This is a genomic window from Chlorogloeopsis fritschii PCC 6912 (assembly GCF_000317285.1).
Classification (GTDB): Bacteria; Cyanobacteriota; Cyanobacteriia; order Cyanobacteriales; family Nostocaceae; genus Chlorogloeopsis; species Chlorogloeopsis fritschii.
The window spans coordinates 1-20,592 of the sequence record NZ_AJLN01000047.1; the positions used below are offsets into that span (position 1 = coordinate 1).

General features: G+C 41.7%; 19 protein-coding genes and 1 tRNA gene. 11 read left to right on the plus strand and 9 right to left on the minus strand.

The genetic code is table 11. The features are described from left to right. Positions 1 to 615 precede the first annotated feature (615 nt). Positions 616 to 2,055: a BCD family MFS transporter gene (locus UYC_RS0105200; RefSeq protein ID WP_016873590.1), complete on the plus strand. Its 1,440-nt coding sequence runs from the start codon at positions 616 to 618 to the stop codon at positions 2,053 to 2,055. A 133-nt stretch (positions 2,056 to 2,188) separates the two neighbouring features. Further along, positions 2,189 to 2,995: an inositol monophosphatase family protein gene (locus UYC_RS0105205; RefSeq protein WP_016873591.1), complete on the plus strand. Its 807-nt coding sequence runs from the start codon at positions 2,189 to 2,191 to the stop codon at positions 2,993 to 2,995. A 397-nt stretch (positions 2,996 to 3,392) separates the two neighbouring features. On the opposite strand, the gene UYC_RS0105210 is transcribed toward UYC_RS0105205, so the two are convergent. Next, positions 3,393 to 3,647 (minus strand): hypothetical protein, encoded by a 255-nt coding sequence (locus UYC_RS0105210; protein ID WP_016873592.1) that lies wholly within the window; start codon positions 3,645 to 3,647, stop codon positions 3,393 to 3,395. 210 nt (positions 3,648 to 3,857) lie between these two features. Here UYC_RS0105210 and UYC_RS0105215 point away from each other — a divergent pair, with 210 nt between their 5' ends. After that, positions 3,858 to 5,891 (plus strand): S-layer homology domain-containing protein, encoded by a 2,034-nt coding sequence (locus tag UYC_RS0105215; RefSeq protein ID WP_235082885.1) that lies wholly within the window; start codon positions 3,858 to 3,860, stop codon positions 5,889 to 5,891. 133 nt (positions 5,892 to 6,024) lie between these two features. On the opposite strand, the gene UYC_RS0105220 is transcribed toward UYC_RS0105215, so the two are convergent. Beyond that, complete coding sequence (locus tag UYC_RS0105220; protein WP_039750985.1) at positions 6,025 to 7,056, minus strand: mechanosensitive ion channel family protein; 1,032 nt, start codon at positions 7,054 to 7,056, stop codon at positions 6,025 to 6,027. Positions 7,057 to 7,573: 517 nt separating this feature from the next. On the opposite strand from UYC_RS0105220, the gene UYC_RS0105225 reads away from it, so the two are divergent. From UYC_RS0105225 to UYC_RS0105250, 7 genes are all read left to right on the plus strand, one after another. Further along, entirely contained in the window at positions 7,574 to 7,840 is a 267-nt protein-coding gene (locus tag UYC_RS0105225; protein ID WP_016873594.1) for a hypothetical protein, read from the plus strand. Between the two features lie 51 nt (positions 7,841 to 7,891). Further along, entirely contained in the window at positions 7,892 to 8,809 is a 918-nt protein-coding gene (locus UYC_RS0105230) for a histone deacetylase family protein (protein WP_016873595.1), read from the plus strand. A 62-nt stretch (positions 8,810 to 8,871) separates the two neighbouring features. After that, positions 8,872 to 10,008 (plus strand): glutamate--cysteine ligase, encoded by a 1,137-nt coding sequence (gene gshA / locus UYC_RS0105235; RefSeq protein WP_016879281.1) that lies wholly within the window; start codon positions 8,872 to 8,874, stop codon positions 10,006 to 10,008. A 266-nt stretch (positions 10,009 to 10,274) separates the two neighbouring features. Next, positions 10,275 to 10,745 (plus strand): tRNA (cytidine(34)-2'-O)-methyltransferase, encoded by a 471-nt coding sequence (locus UYC_RS0105240; protein WP_016873597.1) that lies wholly within the window; start codon positions 10,275 to 10,277, stop codon positions 10,743 to 10,745. 446 nt (positions 10,746 to 11,191) lie between these two features. Then, on the plus strand, positions 11,192 to 11,314 hold the full coding sequence (locus tag UYC_RS39835; RefSeq protein WP_268743983.1) for a hypothetical protein: 123 nt from the start codon (positions 11,192 to 11,194) through the stop codon (positions 11,312 to 11,314). 241 nt (positions 11,315 to 11,555) lie between these two features. Further along, entirely contained in the window at positions 11,556 to 13,799 is a 2,244-nt protein-coding gene (locus tag UYC_RS0105245) for a peptidoglycan DD-metalloendopeptidase family protein (RefSeq protein ID WP_016873598.1), read from the plus strand. A gap of 243 nt (positions 13,800 to 14,042) precedes the next feature. Next, positions 14,043 to 14,116, plus strand: a tRNA-Met gene (locus UYC_RS0105250). Positions 14,117 to 14,257: 141 nt separating this feature from the next. Here UYC_RS0105250 and UYC_RS0105255 read toward each other — a convergent pair. Beyond that, positions 14,258 to 14,710, minus strand: coding sequence for a hypothetical protein (locus UYC_RS0105255; protein ID WP_016873599.1), 453 nt, complete (start codon positions 14,708 to 14,710; stop codon positions 14,258 to 14,260). A gap of 446 nt (positions 14,711 to 15,156) precedes the next feature. Between UYC_RS0105255 and cobS the strand changes: the two genes are divergently transcribed. Continuing rightward, the gene (gene cobS / locus UYC_RS0105260) at positions 15,157 to 15,933 is read left to right on the plus strand and encodes an adenosylcobinamide-GDP ribazoletransferase (protein ID WP_016873600.1); all 777 of its coding nucleotides are present in this window, start codon (positions 15,157 to 15,159) and stop codon (positions 15,931 to 15,933) included. A 4-nt stretch (positions 15,934 to 15,937) separates the two neighbouring features. Here cobS and UYC_RS0105265 read toward each other — a convergent pair whose 3' ends face one another. The 6 genes from UYC_RS0105265 to holA form a co-directional block, all read right to left on the minus strand. After that, positions 15,938 to 16,399 (minus strand): PPC domain-containing protein, encoded by a 462-nt coding sequence (locus UYC_RS0105265; protein WP_016873601.1) that lies wholly within the window; start codon positions 16,397 to 16,399, stop codon positions 15,938 to 15,940. Positions 16,400 to 16,479: 80 nt separating this feature from the next. Continuing rightward, positions 16,480 to 17,151, minus strand: coding sequence for a ComF family protein (locus UYC_RS0105270; RefSeq protein WP_016873602.1), 672 nt, complete (start codon positions 17,149 to 17,151; stop codon positions 16,480 to 16,482). 28 nt (positions 17,152 to 17,179) lie between these two features. Continuing rightward, positions 17,180 to 17,677 carry a GNAT family N-acetyltransferase gene (locus UYC_RS0105275; protein WP_016873603.1) on the minus strand — a complete coding sequence of 166 codons (498 nt, stop codon included), beginning with the start codon at positions 17,675 to 17,677 and terminating at the stop codon, positions 17,180 to 17,182. A gap of 253 nt (positions 17,678 to 17,930) precedes the next feature. Next, positions 17,931 to 18,530: a MiaE family protein gene (locus UYC_RS0105280; protein WP_016873604.1), complete on the minus strand. Its 600-nt coding sequence runs from the start codon at positions 18,528 to 18,530 to the stop codon at positions 17,931 to 17,933. Between the two features lie 423 nt (positions 18,531 to 18,953). Then, on the minus strand, positions 18,954 to 19,445 hold the full coding sequence (locus tag UYC_RS0105290) for a DUF4168 domain-containing protein (RefSeq protein WP_016873606.1): 492 nt from the start codon (positions 19,443 to 19,445) through the stop codon (positions 18,954 to 18,956). A 131-nt stretch (positions 19,446 to 19,576) separates the two neighbouring features. After that, a complete protein-coding gene (gene holA, locus UYC_RS0105295; RefSeq protein WP_016873607.1) occupies positions 19,577 to 20,566 on the minus strand; it encodes a DNA polymerase III subunit delta in 990 nt (329 codons plus the stop codon). Between the last annotated feature and the right edge of the window lie 26 nt (positions 20,567 to 20,592).

Sequence of the window (20,592 nt, forward strand, 5' to 3'; positions counted from 1 at the left end):
AGGAATTGCGGCAGAGGTGAAGTGTTTCTTGAATTTGTTACTTGCGGCGAAAAAGCCGTTAGTTAGAGGCTGATAACTTGCACTATTTTCAATAAGAGCCAGAGGCTCTTGTTACTAGGTTAAACCTGGTAACAAGGATTTGTGAAGGAATGAAAACTATTTTTCCTTCTGCCTTTTTGCAGTCGCTACAAGGCTCTTAACCCGCAAGGGCGCTCTGCTCTCTGCCTCCTGCTATCTGCCTTTCAAGAGAGATATGAATGAAAGCTACTTATGTATCGCTCTAGATAAAAGAATTCTAATTTTAGAGATTCAAAATTTCATTTTTTCACAACTTAATTAAATGTGGCTACCAATGAAAAAATATTTCTAAAGACTGGTGACTAATAATATTATTTGATTACTTATTTAATGGGCTGAAAGATTATTTTCTAAACCAAAACATCAATCAAAAATTAAGTAGTCGTGCAAAATAAATTATCTAGTTAGGCAAGGGAACAGGAAGCCGTTAACAGGTATTCTCCGCGTCCCTATCCCCTATCCCCTGTTCCCTATCTCCTCACTAACAGTTATCTTGATAATTGTGAAGTAATTTTGCTGTTTTGGTTGAGAGCGGCTATGGAAACTAGCGATGTGTCACCCAATTCTGAATCAAACCAGTCTGTAACTGACTTATCTATTCCCAAGGTTAAGCTGCCCGTGATGTTTCGTCTGGGCTTATTTCAAATGGCATTAGGCATAATGTCAATTCTGACTTTGGGAGTGCTGAATCGAGTCATGATTGAAGAATTGCAAGTACCAGCTCTGATTGCTGCTGGAACGATCGCAATGTATCAATTTGTGGCTCCGGTAAGAGTCTGGTTTGGGCAAATGTCAGACTCTAAAACTTTGTTAGGTTATCACCGTACTGGTTATGTTTGGGTGGGTGCGGCTTTATTTGCGATCGTGTCTTTCTTTGCCGTTCAAGTAGTTTGGCAACTTGGTTTTAGCTTACGCTCAGGAAGTTGGACAACTCAAACTTCAGGGTGGGTGGCGCTTTTAGCTTTGATGTTTGCCCTTTACGGCATTGCTATTAGTGCCAGTTCTACACCATTTGCGGCATTGCTTGTCGATGTTTCCGATGAAGATAACCGCTCAAAATTGGTGGGAATTGTTTGGTCGATGCTGATGGTAGGGATTATCATCGGAGCGATAATGAGCAGTGGCTTACTCAAACAAATTGCCTTGGATGCTCCCTTAGAACAAGTGCAAGCCCAAATCAACCGCTTGTTTTTGATTGTTCCAGCCATTGCCTTTGGGCTGTGCTTGCTATCAACAGTCGGTGTGGAAAAGAAATATTCCCGCTATGGCACACGTTCCACAGTAGTTGATCGAGAAGATAAGATTACTTTGGGTATGGCAATGCGGGTATTAACTGCTAGCCGCCAGACAGGGATATTTTTCACATTTCTGCTGATTATGAGTATCAGCTTGTTTATGCAAGATGCAGTTTTGGAACCCTATGGCGGCGAAGTTTTCCGAATGACGATCGCTCAAACTACAACCCTTAATGCTTTTTTTGGTACAGGAACGCTGCTTGGCTTGAGTGTGACAGGTTTTTTAATCGCCCCACGTTTGGGAAAGAAAAATACAACCAAGCTGGGATGCATTGCTGTGGCAGTTTGTCTAGTCATAATTATTTTGGCTGGGATAACCGCTAATCCCAAATTCTTGCAATGGAGCTTAATCTTGTTTGGTTTTGCTTCTGGTGTTACCACAACCGGAGCGTTAAGTTTGATGCTGGATCTGACGGCTGCGGAAACAGCCGGGACATTTATTGGTGCTTGGGGATTGGCGCAGGCGCTAGCACGAGCGCTGGCAACGGTATCTGGTGGTGCAGTCTTGAGCGTAGGCAAAACCATACTAGAAACACCAATATTAGCCTATGGGTTAGTGTTTGCAACACAAGCTGTGGGTATGGTGATAGCGTTAGGGTTATTAGCACGCGTCAACATCACAGAATTTCAGCAGAATGCCAAAGCTGCGATCGCGTCTATTTTGGAAAGTGAATTAGATTGATATGATTTAAGGGGCTAGAGGTGCTTAGGCTAGGGGCTAGAAATATTGGATATGAAATAAATCTAAAATTCCTCTAATGCCTAATCCCTAGTCCCTAGTCCCCAGTCCCTAGTCCCTAGCCCCTACTCCTTACATGACAGATTTTTGGACTACAATTTTGGAATTTGCCCAATCCACTACCGCTAGAGTGGGTAAGCAGTTAATGCAAGATTTTGGGCAAGTGCAGGCTTTACAGAAAGCTGATGGTACTTTGGTAACACGTGCCGATCAATGGGCGGATCAAGAATTGCGGGATGCGATCGCTTCTACTTTTCCCGGTTACGGTATTTTGACTGAAGAGGGTGACAAGGTTTTTCCTGGTACAGAATGGTGCTGGGTAATCGATCCTTTGGATGGCACTACCAACTTCACACGCGGCATTCCCATTTGGGCAATTTCTTTGGGATTGCTGTATCAAGGAGTACCAGTTTTTGGTTATGTTTATTTGCCGCCAACGGACGAAGCTTTTTATGGCTTCTGGGAAGGTTCATCGGGTTTAGCAGTACCCACAGGTGCTTTTCGTAATCATCATCCCATCCACACTAGTAGTGATGCTCCCAGCAATAACCACTTTTTCAATCTCTGTTCTCGCAGCCTCTCAGTAATCCAAAAAGGCTTTCCTTGCAAAATTAGAATGTTGGGTGTTGCTAGCTATAACTTTCTGACAGTGGGTACGGGGGCAGTATTGGGTAGTGTAGAAGCTACACCAAAAGTTTGGGATATGGCGGGTGCTTGGGCAATAGTTCAGGCTGCTGGCGGAACCTGGGTATCGCTTAAGTCAGAACCGTTCCCATTGTCAACAGGAGTTGATTATAGCGATCGCTCTTTTCCTACTTTAGTTGTCAGTCGTCCAGATTTGGTGTCTGTGTTTATGCCGTTTTTGGATGAATTGAAAGGTTAATTGTTAATGGTTAATAGCTAATGGCTAATAGATTTTAGTGGGTTTTAATCCCTAGTAGAGAGTAACTATAATTTCAACTGCATGGCAGTGTGTACGGTGCGGAATGGGTTGTTGACGGGTTTCAATCCCTAACAGCTATTAATGGCGTTGACAATCAAGAATATAAATTTGTCTCACGCAGAGTCGCAAAGGCGCAGAGAGTAAAAGTTGAGAGTACTTGATTTTTGCATTTCATAATTCAAATTCAGCAACGCCGGGATTAATTAAAATTTATACCTTAGGGATATTTTTAGATTTTAAATTATCAATTTGTCTTTCAATCCCTAATAGGGATTAATTAGAATTTCAACGTGCTTGAATTGTCATAATGGAAGAAACCTTTTTATTGTTTCAATCCCTAATAGGGATTAATTAGAATTTCAACTGCGGCAGCCCCAAAGCCAGTCAATATTAAGTTTTCAAGGTTCGTTTGCGCGGATGGGGCAATCATAGCATGAAAAATTTGGATTGAGTAGGGTATAAATCGCTCAAATCCACTCTGGGCAAGGAGCGCGGATGGTTGAGGTAGTGCGATCGCCCAACTGCCTGATCGCAAAAGCAATCCAGCGATTTTTTCTGAAGCAGATTTTCTAACACCTACCCATCCGCGCATTGAGTCAAGAAAATAGTGCGATCGCCTTTCAGATAGAAGAGTAAAAAATAATTTTTATTACTACTGAAAGCAGTAATGTAATATTTATTATAAACTTTTTTTAAGTATCTCGTTTTATGTTCGTGCGAGGGGATTAATAGGTACGAGGTTATTTCAGCCTGTTTCATTTGTACCTAGTTAGTACGGTGTGAGATGAGATACAAAAATCACATGAACTTGCTTATTTTCAGTAAAGTCATTTCTATTGCTAGTTGTGTGGCTGTTGTTTCGCCAATGGCTTCAGCTTTAGCGGCGTCAACGCTTCCTAACGCTATTGAAGCAAAAGCGACTAATCCTACAGAGCAACTTTTAGCCGATCGCTCTGTTAGCGACTACGCAGGAAACAACGCGCCAGAAATTGTCAAAACAGCTGTTCTACAAGATATTGCCCAGCGCACAAACTTAGGAATTTCCACTTTACGGATTGTAAAGGCAGAAAAGATAACTTGGCCTGATGGTTGTTTGGGTTTAAAAGGAAATGGGATTTGTTCTAAGCCTTTAGTTCCTGGTTGGCAAGTTGTCGTGGCTGGCAACAGGCAGATGTGGGTGTATCGCACAGACGAGGCTGGAACGTTAGCCATACTAGATGAAGAGTCATCGCAAGTAGCTAGCGCCATGATGGCAAGAGTACAATCTTTAACTCAGCAAAGCAGCAGTCGTACCACCATGCAGCGTCGAACTGTAACCTTACAACAACGTAGTACTCAGACAAGTGCTATGAGTGTTGCAAGCAGACAAAGCGTTGCAGTTAAGAGTAAAAAACCTGGATTCACTCTCGCGATTTTACAACCATCTGGTAACTTCTCGGAAGTGATTAGCCGTATTTCTGTGAAGACTAAACGTGGTAAAGGCTATGCCAAAGAGAGGTTTTTGGGTGACTACAAATACAAGATGAAGCACAAAGCGAAATTTGTGAAGGGGTTAAAAGCAGGCGATCGCGTTGTTGTGCGCTTGTACGATTTGCAAAATCGCTTTCTTGGTTACAGTGAATTTGAATGCTTGTCGGCAAACACAATGGTTAACCTAATTTTGTCGGCGAACCCCACAGGATATAAAGTCATCCGTACAGTTTATGGTCTTGATACTGACTTTGATGGCAGAATTGATGCAGGTGCCACTACCTACGACTACTTTACCCAAGTCAGCGGTCAACGTGTTAGCTTCCTTAGTAGTTCTAGAGAAGTTCAAGTTAGCCAGTTCCAAGTTCAAGGTTTGTCAGCAGTAGCCGCAAGTAGTGTTTATCCTACCTCCTTTACTCAAAGTGAGTTTGCCTTAGTTCGTCAGTCTATGAGCGTTACAAATTCCAATCTTGCAGAGGCTTTGCAAGCTACTCCTGGCAGTTTGGTACAAGTAACTGAAGTGAATGATGACGGTAGTTCTACTTACGATATCAGTCAGTTAATGATGGATTATCGAGAGGTAGGTGTAGCCCGTAATCTCAAGGTGAAGTTTTCTGATGTTTATTCAGATCACTGGGCGAAAGATTTTATTGCTGAATTGGCGGCTTTAGAAATTATCGAAGGTTTTCCCGATGGAAGTTTTCGCCCTGATGAGCAACTAACTCGCGCTCAATTTGCAGCAATGATTAGTCAAGCTTTTGACAGGGTAAAAGTTCGTGGCGCAATGTCATTCAAGGATGTTTCCACAGCGTTTTGGGCTTATAATGCGATCCGCGAAGCTTATCAAATGGGCTTTTTAAGGACTTATGGCAGCCAGTTTAATCCTGATCAAGCCCTGTCTCGGTTAGAAGTTTTGCTAGGCTTTGCTCAAGGACTAAATTACAGTGTTACTGGTTCTACAGAGACAATTTTAGCCGCTTACAGTGATGCTGCCATGATTCGCACCGATGTCCGCAGTGCGATCGCTGCACTTACAGAAAGGGGCATTGTTGTCAATTATCCTCATGTTCAGACTCTCAATGCTGAGAAAGTCGCAACCAGAGCGGAAGTTTGTGCATTGTTATATAAAGCATTAGTCAGCACTGGCGAAGTTACGGATATATCCTCTCGGTATACAGTGGAAGGCAAAGACGCCGAATATAAGAAGATTGATGACGACGATGACGATGATGATGATGATACCAAAATAAGGAGACGTAATTGTAACCAAGGAATTGGTAACGGCGCTGAAGGGTGCGATCCTGGTAAATCTCGTCCGCATGGTGGTAGTAATGATGAAGGTGGACGTACACCAGGACGTAGGTAGATAAATGCAAGTTATGATGGGTAACGCTTGCGCTCTACCCATCCTACAAAAATTGTTTCGACTATAAAAATTTCAGCCCACGGAGGTGGGCTTTGTTCGTATAGCCTCAGGCTTCCAGCCTGCGGGCGTTTTGTTAATCCTGATTGATAACTTTATTTCCATTATTTTGAACATAAACATCTCTAATCGGAAAAGGAATTTCGATTCTTTCTTGCTGATAGCGTTTATGTAATTTCTTAACTAATAGATGCTTGGCAAGGCGCTGTTCAAAGAATTCATTAACACGCATATAAAGAGTATAATTTATGCTAAAGTCACCAAAAGTGTGAAATCTCATATAAGGTTCATTTTTCATTAAACCTGGTGCAATTTCTTGCATTACCTCCCTTGCTACTTCTAAAGTAACTCTTTCAACTTTATCCAAATCACTATCATAACTAACACCAACATTTAGAGTTAAGGTAATTTCTTTGACTGGCAGATGATAGTTAGTAAAAATAGAAGTTCCCAGCTTAGAATTAGGTACAATAATTACGTTATTTGAAAGCTCTTTTATAGTTGTATTTCGCCAGGTTATATCTGTAATATAACCTTCGTAACCACCATCTAATTTAACGTAATCTCCGGTTTTTACCTGCTTAGAAATAATTAAATATACACCAGAAAATAAATTAGCTAATGTATCTTGAAGTGCCAAACCAACTGCAAGACCACCAATACCTAAAGTAGTAATTAAAGGGGTAATTTGAATTCCTACTGTTTGTAATATAACTAGAATTCCAAAAATTAAAACTGCTATTTTAGTGATATTAGAAAATAATGATGCTGAAACTCCTTCTGTTCTTTGCAAAAATAAATTAACAAAACCAGCAGTTAGTTTTGCGAATACTAAAACGACCGAATAGAGAAAAACTATAGTAAGAACTTTTTTAATTACTTCTGAAATATTGGCATTTAAAGGATAACTCAGGGTTGCTCCAAAACAGCCAGCCAGTGTTAACCAAAGAAATGTCATTCGATACAGAGAGCTAAAGATGATTTCACTTCCTGGAATCTTTCTCCTGCTCACAAATCTTCTCAGCTTACTGAAAATTATTTTTTCACCAATAATTCCAGCAATTACACCAGCCATGATAAACACAACTGGCAAAATCAATTCCATCATATTCATTAGTGATGTGGGATTGTTAATCAAAGACTTTAGTTGATATTACATCTTTAGATTCACTTTTTAGTAATTTTTGTAGGGTGGGCACTGCCAACTTTCCTCAAACCCTTATTTTTAAGTTGTGAACAGTGCCCACCTTACGCTTCTAAAATCTCTTTGTGTCAACCGAAACGACAAATCCTAATTTTTGTAGGGTGGGCACTGCCAACTTTCCTCAAACCCTTATTTTTAAGTTGTGAACAGTGCTCCGAAGTTCTGAGCCTCGCTCCGCGAGGAGCTTGCGCTAACGGAGGAAACCTCCGCACCCTTACGGGAAGCCGCCTCCGGCGTCTTGTGACTTCTCTCCACCTTACGCTTCTAAAATCTCTTTGTGTCAACCGAAACGATAAACCTTGAAGCGGAAATGACGGATGGAGGAAAGCGATCGCTTGAGGATGGAAAATACGGGAATTTACCCTTGTTGCGATGAGATAAATGCTTGCATGACAGAGTTATGCACCTCACTTGAGCATATATGAAAACCATTTTTATATTCCTGATTTTGGTTTTTGTCGCTTTAGCAGTCATATTTTATTGGAACCAATTACGAGGGAAAAGTCTCTCATACCTGAGCGATCCTAAAAATAGGCAATTGCAAAAAGAACTACTCACGCTCCTCCGTGGCGATACCGCAGCTGCCAAACGCCTACTCAAGCAGCAACGGCAGTTACATCCTGGTAAATCCGATAACTGGTACTTAGAAAAAGTCATCTATGATTTGAAGCGCGATCGCAGATCGTAAAAAACTGCTTAAAATACCGAATGGGTTAAGAAATACGCTAATAGCCGACAAATGCACTTACCGCTGGTTTATCATCCAGATTATATTGCCCCTTTGCCAGAGGGACATCGTTTTCCCATGCCCAAGTTCCGGCAACTCTACCAACTGCTGTTAGCTGATGGGGTGGCATCTCCTCACCAATTTCGCATTCCCCTACGCCCAGAACAAGAATTGATAGAGTTAATTCACACGCCAGAGTATGTTCGAGCTTACTGTGAGGGAACTTTAGATCCAAAAGCACAACGGCGGATTGGTTTACCTTGGAGTCCGCTGTTGGTAAATCGTACCTGTGTAGCAGTAGGTGGTACAATCCTTACTGCCCAACTGGCACTTAGTTATGGTTTAGCTTGTAATACTGCTGGTGGTACGCACCATGCTTTCCCCAGTTATGGCTCTGGTTTTTGTATTTTCAACGATTTAGCTATTGCCTCCCGTGTCTTGCAAAAATTTGGGTTAGTCCAAAAAATTCTCATCGTAGACTTGGATGTTCATCAAGGGGATGGTACCGCTTTTATTTTCCAAGATGACGATAGCGTTTTCACGTTTTCGATGCACTGTGAAGTCAACTTTCCCGGTACTAAACAAAAAAGTGATTTGGATGTTCCTCTGCCAATCGGCATGGAAGATGATGCCTATTTACAAACTTTGGCAGATTACTTACCAGATTTGTTATCGGATGTCCAACCAGATTTGATACTCTACGATGCGGGTGTCGATCCCCACATTGGCGATCGCCTTGGCAAATTAGCCCTTACAGATACTGGCATTTATCGTCGGGAAATGCAGGTTTTGAGTACCTGTATTGCTGCTGGCATTCCGGTTGCCTGTGTGATTGGTGGTGGTTATGCTGAGGATCTCAATACACTAGTCTACCGTCACTCCCTCCTACACCGAGCCGCGAGTGAAGTTTATCAACAATTTAGATTGTGAAGCACAAAGTCGTCTCCTTCGATACAATTTATAAATAAGGAGAGCCGAGGAGAAAGAATAAGGTGCTATTGAAAGGCTTTGAGATCGAGATGTATACTGGCACGCCTAATGGTGATATAGTCGGTCTCTCCGACAAGATTACCGCCTCTTTAGATGGGTATGTGCGAGAACCAGATAGCCGAAATGTAGAATACACCACCGCACCAATTAGCAATTACGAACAGTTATTGTGCGCCTTACTGCGTCCTCGCCTCAAATTGCGAGAATATCTAAAACATTTAGGTAATTATACTTTAATTCCAGGTAGTACTTTATCTTTAGGTGGTAGCGATCGCTTTTTTCGCTCCGATCCCACCAATCCCTATCACGATTATATAGAAAATACCTACGGCACTAAAGTAGTTACTGCCAGCGTTCACATCAATATTGGTATCAGCGATCCTGAATTATTAATGCGGGCTTGTCGGCTAATTCGGGTGGAAGCAGCTTTATTTCTTGCCCTTAGTGCCTCTTCTCCTTTCTTAGATAGCAAAGCCACTGGTTACCATTCCACCCGTTGGCGCGTTTTTCCCCATACCCCTACTTATGTTCCGTTATTTGAAAGCCATGCCCATCATATTGAATGGGTAGAACAGCAACTAGTAGCAGGAACAATGCAAAATGTTCGCCATTTATGGACATCGGTACGACCAAATGGCGATCGCCGCCCCTATGATTTAAATCGTCTGGAATTGCGAATTTGCGATCTAGTTACAGATCCAATTGCATTGTTAGCAATTACCGCCTTGCTAGAAGCGCGTCTGTTACAGCTATTAGAAAATCCTCAACTCGATCCGTTAACCCAAAGCAGTTTCTCTCATAAAGAACTTATTGCTCTTACCACTGCCAATGAAATTGCAGCAGCTACTTCTAGCCTTGATGCCCAACTAGTACATTGGCAAGACGGAAGAAGCATCCTTGCCAGAGATTGGATTGACGAGCTTTATCAACAAGTGTGGACAATAGCCAAGCAACAAGGCTTTAGTTGTTTTCTGTCGCCTTTGCAAAAAATTCTCCGCGAAGGTAATGAAGCCCAGCAGTGGCTGCAACTACACAAAGTTGGCTTTAGTGTTCGTAACACGATTATCCAGGCTATCAGTGCTACTCAAGAGCGCGAAATGGAGCTAGAAGACAAATTGTGTTCTAGTTTAGTGGCATAACACCGTATCTTTATTTCTCCAGAAAAGTGGTAGATTTTTCTGGAGATAATTTCATCTGCTTTGAGAGATAAATTAATTTTTTGGAGAGAACTTCATCATTACTCTCAAAATAATCCTTAAGAGGGACTATTGGTTGATTTTGATTTTCTAATCAATTGTAGTAATTTGATAAATATTAAAAAATTCTATAACAGATACTTCCTCACTTAAGGTTAGTAGTAATATTTTATACTTCAATTCTAAAGATTTGATAAAGCTGCTCAAAAATGCCTCAGGTAGTTCTAGTTCATCCACAAATCCCTCCAAATACAGGTAATATTGCTCGTACTTGTGCTGCAACTGGCACAGATCTACATTTAGTTGGCCCTTTAGGATTTGAAATTAGCGATCGCTATCTCAAAAGAGCTGGCTTAGATTACTGGCCTTATGTCAAACTGCATTATCACGAGTCTGTTGAAGCATTTAAAGCCGTACACCAACAGCTAGGGGGAAGGTGGCTAGGATTCACTGTTAGAGGTAGCTTTGACTATAGCAGTTTTGAATTTAAAGAAAACGACTGGTTGCTATTTGGTAGTGAAACAACCGGTTTGCCGCCAAGCGTTCTTTCTGCTTGTGACGCTACTCTCTACATTCCGATGAGCCAACCCAAGGTACGCAGCTTAAATCTTTCAGTTAGCGTCGCAGTGGGCTTGTTTGAAGCACACCGCCAGTTAGGCAATTTCCAAAAAGTCCAATAAGTGCTTACAAAGAAAGGGCACGCCAAATTATACTTTGGGTACGATTACCTAAAAAGGCGGAGGATATTCACTTTCTGAGTTTTTTGTGCCAGTAAAATTCCGTTGTAGATCCTGTCGTAAACATAATTAAATTCCTACACCTGATTTTTAAATTTTTGGCAAATTGTAGTCAAAAATACTTAGATTGTGGGTAGGATAATATAAGAAATTTGTATATAAAAAACTAGGTCAAGGTCATATCCAACGATAGATTTTCGTGAATTTAATTTTTTCCTGGAGGGAACAAAAAACTTGAAAGTCTGTCATATCAACCATTTGAATGCATTTGTCTGCCGTTGACTTTTTTAGTAGTGGAAAGTGGCTGGAAGTTATTACGGTTGTTTTTTAGGGAATAATCAACTTAAAGTCTCGTGTTGGGAAGCGGATTGAGTGAAAAAACCTTGAAAATGTCTACAACAAGGAATAAAGCTGATCCAGAAGCCATGACAAGAGAAATACTTGCAGATTACGAAGGCTTGGTTAAATATATATGTTTATCAGCCTTAGTTTTTGAAGCAAGATTTCAGTGAAAAAATCACGGTAACGACTGTTAAGGATTATGAGTGGCATAGACAAGTACACGGCAAAATTTCATTTTTACCAAATTTAAAAGATGTAAACTTGTCTAAATCACAGAAGCAAGTTAATCTTGCCTAAGTATCTCTGGAGAGTGTGATCTTGAACTACAGTTCGATGTGATCTAAATCATTGACTAGTATCCGACCCAAACATTGAGGTCAGTTAAGCGCTAGTGATCATAGGAGGTCGTCTTTGAAACGAGCATTAAAGAAAAAAGAGAAGGCTGTGCTAGAAAACGCCCAAAGCGAGGATGTACCGGTGGAACACCAGAACGCAGTTCATCCGCGCATTCACCACCGTGTACCGACAAAAGCCGCCATGATTGGTTTGGCAATCTCAATGGGAGCAACCAGCCTTTTGGTGACTCGACAAAGCGATCGAGCCCTTGCAGCAGAACCTGTAGGCAATCAAAATACAGCCTCAACAATTCCTGCTGTTTCTGAGGCAGAGGTAAAACTTGCCTCCGCAAATCGTTGGGAGTCTAAGGCTGTTTCGCTGATAGGCAAACCTGAAAATCCTGTCTTCGTTGAGCCAACAGCAGCTTCACAGGTACCTGGATTTGGAGCACAATGGCAACCTGTACAAGTTACTGTGCCAAATGCAAAAACAGTCAAAAAGCAACTTCAAACAGTAGAAAAACTCTCCAGGGCTTACGGTGTTGGTAGCAGTCAAACTAACTTTGCTGCCACTCAACCACAAATCTCCACTACAACAGACGCGGCAAGCAGTGAAGTCAAAGCTCAACTCAAAGCACAGCAAGAGTTTGCACTCTACCGCTTACAAGAAAAATCCCATCGCTTAAGAGCAAGTCTGACACAACTGCGCTCTAGGGAAACTCAAGGAGCATCACAGATTGCTGCAAACACACTGCCATCAGCGAGTGTACAAGAGAATGCCTCACAAGCAACGACAAGCAGCACTTTGTCACCGCAGTTAGAAACCGTTACAGATACTAAAAAAGCCAATCTTATCTCTAGATTAAAGCAGGCAACTGCAACAAATGTGCCGACTTTAGCAACAGAGCCAACAGCAGTTGTACCCACACCTGCAACACCAGTTTTAGAGCCAACAGCAGCTTCACCAACACTTGTGGCGCTATCCACCACTGTCAGATATCAGGTAAAACGTGGGGATACATTAGCAGCGATCGCTAGAGCATACGGCACATCAATCTCAGAATTAGTCAAAGCCAATAATCTTACAGATCCCAACCAGCTGCAAGTGGATCAAAAGCTGATTGTTCCTAAAGCTCAAGCAAAAAATCCTTCTACTCCAGCAGCAGCCACAGCTTATTCGCAAACTTTTAATTGGAATAGCACTTCCAAAGTTGTCAATACAAATACAAATTCAGTTATTGCTAACAACAATGTTCCTATGATTGGAGTTTGGCAACAAACAAGTAGCCAAATGCCAGTTCAAACTCCAGTTACAACAAATTATACTCCCACAAATATTGCAGTTCCAATTGCTATCCAAACTAGCAATATTCGTGGTATTGGTGGTGATACTCCTCTACCAAAAGCTACGAACGACACACGATTAGCTAGACAAGAGGATGACACAAACACAAGCACTAAAAGTAATCAAGGTTTGCGCAGTTTACAGGCAGAAATAGAAAAATTGCGAGCAAAATACCGCTCTCAACAGCCTGGCAATTCCGCAGTTACTGAAAAGACTACTGACACTGCTGCATTGCAAAGCTCTCAACCCAATCCGAATGAGAATGTAACACTACCAATTCCAGTTGCCAAGCCAAATAATACGCCTGCTCCTTTGATTCAAAGGTCAGTATCAATTCCCGTTCCTCAGGCAAGGGTATTGAATAATTCTCAGCCGTTTAAGCCTTCTTTTGCTACTCAAACAACGAACGAACCAATCAATCCTGAGTTCCAGTCTAACCGAGGTACTAAGGTGTCAACACCCTCTATGGATGTAGATGCCTCTCGCTCTCTTGGTGTAAGACGAGGAACCAAAGTTTCTCCAGCATTACCACCTTTAGCGTCAGTTGACATATATTTGCCTAAACCGATTGAGGAAATTACACCGACATCCACAGGCTATATTTGGCCAGCCAAAGGTGTTCTCACCTCCGGTTATGGTTGGCGTTGGGGACGGATGCACAAAGGAATTGACATTGCTAATGGAACTGGTACACAAATTGTCGCAGCAGCGGCTGGGGTTGTGGAAAAAGCAGGATGGAATAAAGGTGGTTACGGCAAACTTGTAGACATTCGTCATAGCGATGGAACCCTAACACGCTATGCTCACAATAGCAAGATTTTAGTCAGGGCTGGTCAACAAGTGCAGCAAGGTCAACCCATTTCCTTAATGGGTAGTACAGGCTTTAGTACAGGGCCTCATTTGCATTTTGAAATTCATTCATCAGGCAAAGGAGCAGTGAATCCCATTGCTTTCTTACCACAAGAACGCCTCTAGTTCTTGGTGATTTGTCACTAAATTAGTTTCTTGTGTTAGAGGGAGACAAAGCTCCCTCTTTTGCTTTTTTCGTTAGTAGCCATGAAAAAGGTTTCTTGCCCTACATAACCCTAGTCGCTCCTTGTGGGAAACCGTTGGCTTCGTTCCCTGTCCCCTATTGTTCACAACCAATAATAAATTTATCTATGGGGCTAGTCATGACTAAGCTTGTATGCTATATTTAGAAATCGGTGAGAAAAGTTTGGCTCAGTAGCTCAGTAGGTTAGAGCGGGGGACTCATAAGCCCTAGGTCGTGTGTTCGAATCACACCTGAGCCATTTAAAGTAAAAGTTTTATGTCGCACTAGCAGGAACATTAGCTTTAAAACCTTGTCAATCTGATAGGCGATCGCGCTTTTGTTAGAAATCAAAGCGTATCTTGCAAAAACTCTCGCTGAAGAGGCTTAAATGCATGGCAGTTCAAAATGGTTCAGCAGAATCATCATCAATTTCTGCATCCCACCTAGCTGAAAGAACCTGCTCCATCATCGCTTCTATGGCGCTGACATTCAAAGAACGCTCCTGTCGTTCTTGCATGGGAGTAGAAAGAGGAATCAATCGCAGACAGTTTCCTTCTTGTACTAGATCGAAGTAAGTTTCTTGCTGTGGTGACTGCTTCAATTCTAGGTAATCAAAACTATAAAGATTGAGATATAAAGTATGGTTAGCCACTAAGGTAGAACGTCGTGGATTGGCAAAGACTTCCATCACATCTCCTTCACCCTCGCTCCGCAATTCACCATCTTGGGTGTAGATATAACGGACACGACCTAAATCGGCTAGCAGTCGCCGCATATCCAACTTATTTACAACTACACCTGTGTTGATGATGCATGGAGCTGGTATCTTACTTTCGGGTAGATGATGACTCATAATCAAGTTGCTTTACGAGCGCAGATGGAACAAGACTAAACAGTCGATTTTGCCGCTTTCTCGTCCCCTCCATTTATTATCAACTTTGTAGGGCGATCGCCTCATCAACTGCAATAAATTATTAAATTATTTCTTTGAAAAAACACTATGAAAGTGCCACTAATGAAATTGTACTTACGTAACTTTATTTAAGTACTCATTTATACTTTATTTTGATTGTGATTGAATTAAGCATAGCAAAATTTTATGGTGAAGTTTGTACTCTAATTAAATCTTATTTAAATTTTTTAGTAGTAACGTAAATATCTGTAACGAAATTCTCAGTATGATTTTTTAATTCAGGTTGACAAACTCAGGACTTCAAAGTACATATTTTCACTCTCGAATTCTAGACTATTGTGCAGGTGCAATTCATCGCATCTGTACTCTGCATTAGCGTAACTAATATGACCAACAAATGTCAGTGGTGGAAACAACTAGTGTTAGATTTAGGAGCATCTATTACCTTTTATACAATTATTCCACTGCCATATGTAGATGCTTTTGACTTCCAAGGGGTAGCACGGCTCGCACCAGTTGTAGGGGTGATAGTTGGAGTAATTTTAGGGTTATTTGATGCTCTGATGGATTATTTAGGCATGGCAATGCTGACTCGCAGTGCTTTAGTCGTTTGTGTTTGGATTGCAATAACAGGAGGATTGCACTTAGACGGGGCAATGGATACTGCTGATGGATTAGCTGTGGGAGATCCGAAGCGAAGATTGGAGGTAATGGTAGATAGTGCTACAGGTGCTTTTGGGGCAATGGCAGCGATCGCTTTAGTGCTACTCAAAACAGTGGCATTAACGGATTTGCAAGAAAGCCGTTGGTTGGCTTTGAGCGCGGCAATGGGTTGGGGGCGTTGGGGGCAAGTGCTGGCAATTGTCCGCTACCCTTACTTAAAACCGACTGGCAAGGGGGCATTTCACAAACAAGCGATTCGTTCTTATCGAGATTGGTTACCAACACTATTATTGTTGGTGGGTTTGAGTAGTTTGCCAATTGTGCTAGACCGAAATAAATTGCTTGAAAGCGCGATCATAGTAATTGCAGGGAGTGCGATCGCCCTTAACGTTGGTGCTTGGTTCAATCATAAATTAGGGGGGCATACAGGAGATACATACGGTGCAGTTGTAGAGTGGAGTGAAGCTTTATTCTTGTGCGTATTGACAATGATTTTTTAATTTTTTATTTGATTGGCTGCAATCGCGTTACCTTGAGCTTAAAAGCCCCTACTCCTGTTTCGCCAAAAGAGCGGACGCGGACAATATACATCCCTGCCTGAGTAATACGGGTAAATAATAAAGAATTGCTACTGCCATCAGGGCCATCATCGTTTTCTGCTACTGTTGTACCATCTGGGCCTAGCAGTGTGACAATGCTATCAAAGTTGTCAGAACTGAGATCGATGGCTAAATTATCACCCTTATTTAACTTCACCATATAATCACGGGCAAATCCACCCTGACCTGTGGGAATGTCTTTATCTGATAGCGTATCGGCAACTTCATAAGTGCTGGGTAGAGGAATTGGATTGTAGAGCTTATTAAGTTGAGCAAAAACTGCTGTTGAACTCATGCCAATTACCAGCAAAGAGATAGGAATGAAAATAGTTTGTTTCAAACCCATCGCAAAAGCTTTACTTAACATCCCAAAGAGTGTTTCCACAAAAATAGCGTAATTGGTCAATTATAGTTTTGTTTAGCAGGGATTGCTATTTATTCGCCTTATTAGCTACCTTTGACAGCAGCGGCAACTGCTGCTAAACCAGAAACTGCTATTCCACTTTGGCGAAGTGTTTGTACAGCAGATTTGGCAGTTGCACCTGTAGTGTAAATATCATCTACTAATAGAACCGGAGCATCTGGACGACGATGAAAGTCTTGCCCTAATTCAAAGGCTGCAACTAAATTTCTTTCTCGCTCAGATGCAGATAAGCCAAACTGTGCCTCGGTTGCTTTAACCCTTGCTAATCCATTCTGTTTCAATTTTAATCCAGTTATTTCGCAGAAGCTTTGGGCTATAAGTGCAGCTTGGTTATAGCCACGCTGCTTTAGCTTATTGGGATGGAGTGGAATTGGTACTACTGTTAGTTTGCGATCGCATTCGTATTGTAATAACCATGCTTCTCCTAACCATCTACCCAGAGGACGAGCAATTTGGGGCTGGTTTTCGTATTTCATGATAGCGATTGCTCGCTTGAGCACACCACCATACGCTCCCCAAGCAAATATAGGCACAGAGTCTTGTTTCAAATTCCGAGTTTCAGGAAAATGAAATTTTTGTAACTTTTGAGCGCAGTTTTGACAAAATTCGTCTGGAGTGGAACGTTGACATAAGGGGCAATCAGATTGGAGAAATAACTTTAAAAAAGATGCGATTGTTCTATTCCAGACTTGCATAATTACTTCAAGGGCTAATAGCTAATGGCTAATAGAAATTAGTCATTAAGGATTTGACGTAGACGCGATCGCACCGAGTTGTTTCTACACCTGTTGCTGGCATATATCCGTTGCTTTCGTATAACTTGACTGCTTCAGCTAAAACGCTGGCAGTTTCGATCCAGATTGAAAGAAAACCACGGGAGGCGATCGCTGCTTCTAGCTGTTGTAACAAATACTTCCCTAACCCGAAACCTCTAACACTGGACAAAAGATACATTTTGCGGATTTCGACGGCTTTTTCGCTACGTTTGATGGGGTAGTAAGCGCCCGTACCAACAAGTTGATTTTGGTATTCAATTACCCAAAACTCTCCCCCTGTAGCTAAGTAATATTCTTCTACTTGCAGTACATCTTTATCTGCACCGTTTGGCTCCCAACCCAAACCATATTCTGATAGTACTGAGCGAATTACTTCCGCAGCAGGAATGCGATCGCGCTCTTGCCAGTTACGAATTAAAAAATCTCGGTAATAGTGATTAGTCATTAGTCATTAGTCATTGGTTAGTAGGGGAGGCAGCGCGTTGCGGAGCCAGTGCGCCCTTGCGCTCTGCCGACTTGTAGCACCTAGCGTCGGGTTAAGCGCGTCGAGTGCGACTGCCGTGCGGGTTTTGTTGATAATCTTGCCATTCAAACTGAAAATTCATCTTCTAAACCCGCCCGTACAGTGGTTAGTAGGTTGCTTATCTATTCTTGTCTCCCTGTCTCCTTGTCCCCGTATCCCCGCGTCTCCTTTTCCCCTAACTATGAATTCTCGGTTCAGGATGCAAGTTTGCCAGTAACTCACTTTCAATTACCGCTAGTTCATCTAAACGGTGCTTGACAATTTCACGGTCAAAATAAGTATCAGCTAGTACCCAATATGTACCAAAGTGTCTGGCTTCAGAAGCCATTAAACCTGCATAAAATCTAGCCAATTCTGGTTCGGGGCAATGAGTAGCTAATAATCCCAAGCGTTCGTGACTGCGAGCTTCAATTAAACCACTGACGAGCAAGGAATCCAAAAAGCGATCGCTTTCTTGAGGGCGAATTTGGGCTTTTAAACCCGCACCATAAGGAGGTGGTGTTAAAGGGCGCATAGGTATATTCCGGCGTTCCAGCCATTGATTCACTTGCTCAAAGTGCTCTAGTTCTTCGCGAGCAATTTTAGTTAATTCCCGCACCATCCGCGCGTTAGAAGGGTAGCGAAATATCAAGTTTAAGGCGACACCAGCTGCTTTACGTTCGCATTGAGCATGATCGAGGAGAATGGTGTCTAGATTTGATATAGCTTGCTCCACCCAATTGGCACTAGTGGGTTGTTTCAAAATGTTGATAGTTGGCAACTGAGAAGACAGCACGGCAAAATGTTAGAAAACTCCAGATATATCGTATCTTGTACTAAGTAGAAAGCAGAAGACGGGGAGCGGCGTATCCGTTAGTAGGGAAGATTTGGATAAGGAGAAGGCGAGACGAAGTCAAATTTGTGTATAAATTTGCATTTATATTTGTGTTCAAATTCAAAATAATACAAAAAATTTATTTGGTTGTTATAGAACTTACGCAAAATCTCTCTAAAATCCTCTTGACTCCGTGTTCTCCGTGTCGCGCCAGTTGCTACAAGTCTCTTAACCCGCAAGGGCGCACTGGCTTCTGTGCGGTTTATTATTCCATAACTCGTGCGTAAGTCCTGTGTTAATGTAATCATGATTTTGCAACCCCCAGATATTTCCGGGGGCAAGAAATTTCCCCAATTTCATTTGACAAGTTTTTGCTAGTTTCATTTATTTCTCATTAGGATTTTTTTGCAGATGAATTAACGTATTATAAATTTGACGTTTTAAGTCTTCATTATTTTGTAGCTCAACAGTAATTTTGTTGAATTGTTCAGGTGTAAGACCATTTTCCTTCACTATTTCTTGGGAGCGATTGCAGTAATTGACTGCGATATCTCTAGCTTCACTAGGAATGCTATTTAAGCTATTTGGATCGTTACAAGCCATTTTGGGAACTTCTCTGTTCCCAATTATTTTCTTGATGTTTTCAAAAGCTTGTTGACGTGCTGACTCGATTTTGATGAGAGCTCTAGAGTAGCCGATGATTTCAGGATTTTTATCTGATGGGATAGTTTGTGATGGGGTTTGAGCATTCACTTTTGTACTCAAAACAAACATAGTAGACACCAAACTAGCAATACCAAGATAACTAACAAGTAAGGATTGAAAAATTATCTTAGCTAGGCTCAATTTACGAAAAGAATAGTAAGATCTGTTCATTATGCTATTTACAAAACAACTACAGTGAGACGTCTGTTAACCACAATGAATTATTTTATATGGGAGAAGTTCCAGGAAAATACTGAATTTATTCCGTGAATGCTAAATTTATCTAACATCTGTCTTTTTTGTTATTTTCCTTGACATACTTGACAAAGTTCAATCACTTTCGTTTGCAGGGTTAATATCTCTGTTGCTCCTTGCTTTAAACTAACTTCTAACTCTAGTAGTAAAGGTAAACAGGCAATTAATTGCTCTACCGAAAGGTACTTTACTTCTTGTTGTAAAAAGTAGATGCGCTTGGGATTGCTGACTTCAGCAGCTTGGGCGATCGCTTGTGGATTTTTTTCACCACTTTCCATCATAATTTTTACCCATAACCAGGTGCGAAATTGACCAATCAGTGTGGCAACTATGCGCAAAGATGGCTCACAAGCATTGATGAGATCCGCCAATATTGCTAAAGCTTTGGCTGTATCCCCCGTCTTGATAGCAGCTGCTAATTGCAGGCTATTTTGACTGGTATTTCTGACTAACTGGGCAACGGTATCTGTATCTTGTGGCTTGTTGTTGCCGTCAGCATACAGCAGTATTTTTTCTAACTCATTGTACAGTAATCGCGTATCATTGCCTACAGCTTCTGCCAACATTTGTGCAGCTCCAGGAGTTAGTTTAACGCCCACAAACTGAGCAGCTTGTTGAACTGATTGCAGCAGTAGTTCTGTTTTCCAAGGTGGGATTAAAGGGAATTCACGAAATTCAACAGCAAATTTTTTTAAAAGCTTGGTGGATTTGAGCCTTTCGTCGGGTTTGGTGCGGCTGGTAAGTAACAAAAACGATTCTTCGGGAATAATTGGTAAAGTTCGCGTCAATTCCGATAATACATTTTCTGGGCAATGCTGGCAGAGTGTAGAATTTACAAGCCACACCAAGCGCCCTCCAGCACCAAAAGGTGGTGTCATAGCTTGATTTAAACCAGCAATTGTGGCATCAGATTGCTCTGGGGGAAAAGCGGTATAGTTGAAAGTTGTCCACGAAGGATCGAGGATGCGATCGCGCAAAGCAGTAACCGCTTTTTCAATCGCAAAATCATCCTCACCCCAGTAAATGTAGATTGGCATAGAGAACCTCTAAAGAATTAAGAATT

Bases quoted from the DNA above. Each gene is read 5' to 3' on its own strand.
- UYC_RS0105265 (WP_016873601.1), bottom strand. From the start codon at position 16,399: ATGTTAAGTAAAGCTTTTGCGATGGGTTTGAAACAAACTATTTTCATT.
- UYC_RS0105230 (WP_016873595.1), top strand. From the start codon at position 7,892: ATGCACTTACCGCTGGTTTATCATCCAGATTATATTGCCCCTTTGCCA.
- UYC_RS0105270 (WP_016873602.1), bottom strand. From the start codon at position 17,151: ATGCAAGTCTGGAATAGAACAATCGCATCTTTTTTAAAGTTATTTCTC.
- UYC_RS0105240 (WP_016873597.1), top strand. From the start codon at position 10,275: ATGCCTCAGGTAGTTCTAGTTCATCCACAAATCCCTCCAAATACAGGT.
- UYC_RS39835 (WP_268743983.1), top strand. From the start codon at position 11,192: ATGTCTACAACAAGGAATAAAGCTGATCCAGAAGCCATGACAAGAGAA.
- UYC_RS0105205 (WP_016873591.1), top strand. From the start codon at position 2,189: ATGACAGATTTTTGGACTACAATTTTGGAATTTGCCCAATCCACTACC.
- holA (WP_016873607.1), bottom strand. From the start codon at position 20,566: ATGCCAATCTACATTTACTGGGGTGAGGATGATTTTGCGATTGAAAAA.
- UYC_RS0105290 (WP_016873606.1), bottom strand. From the start codon at position 19,445: ATGAACAGATCTTACTATTCTTTTCGTAAATTGAGCCTAGCTAAGATA.
- UYC_RS0105200 (WP_016873590.1), top strand. From the start codon at position 616: ATGGAAACTAGCGATGTGTCACCCAATTCTGAATCAAACCAGTCTGTA.
- UYC_RS0105215 (WP_235082885.1), top strand. From the start codon at position 3,858: ATGAACTTGCTTATTTTCAGTAAAGTCATTTCTATTGCTAGTTGTGTG.
- UYC_RS0105210 (WP_016873592.1), bottom strand. From the start codon at position 3,647: ATGCGCGGATGGGTAGGTGTTAGAAAATCTGCTTCAGAAAAAATCGCT.
- UYC_RS0105255 (WP_016873599.1), bottom strand. From the start codon at position 14,710: ATGAGTCATCATCTACCCGAAAGTAAGATACCAGCTCCATGCATCATC.
- UYC_RS0105220 (WP_039750985.1), bottom strand. From the start codon at position 7,056: ATGATGGAATTGATTTTGCCAGTTGTGTTTATCATGGCTGGTGTAATT.
- UYC_RS0105275 (WP_016873603.1), bottom strand. From the start codon at position 17,677: ATGACTAATCACTATTACCGAGATTTTTTAATTCGTAACTGGCAAGAG.
- cobS (WP_016873600.1), top strand. From the start codon at position 15,157: ATGACCAACAAATGTCAGTGGTGGAAACAACTAGTGTTAGATTTAGGA.
- UYC_RS0105225 (WP_016873594.1), top strand. From the start codon at position 7,574: ATGAAAACCATTTTTATATTCCTGATTTTGGTTTTTGTCGCTTTAGCA.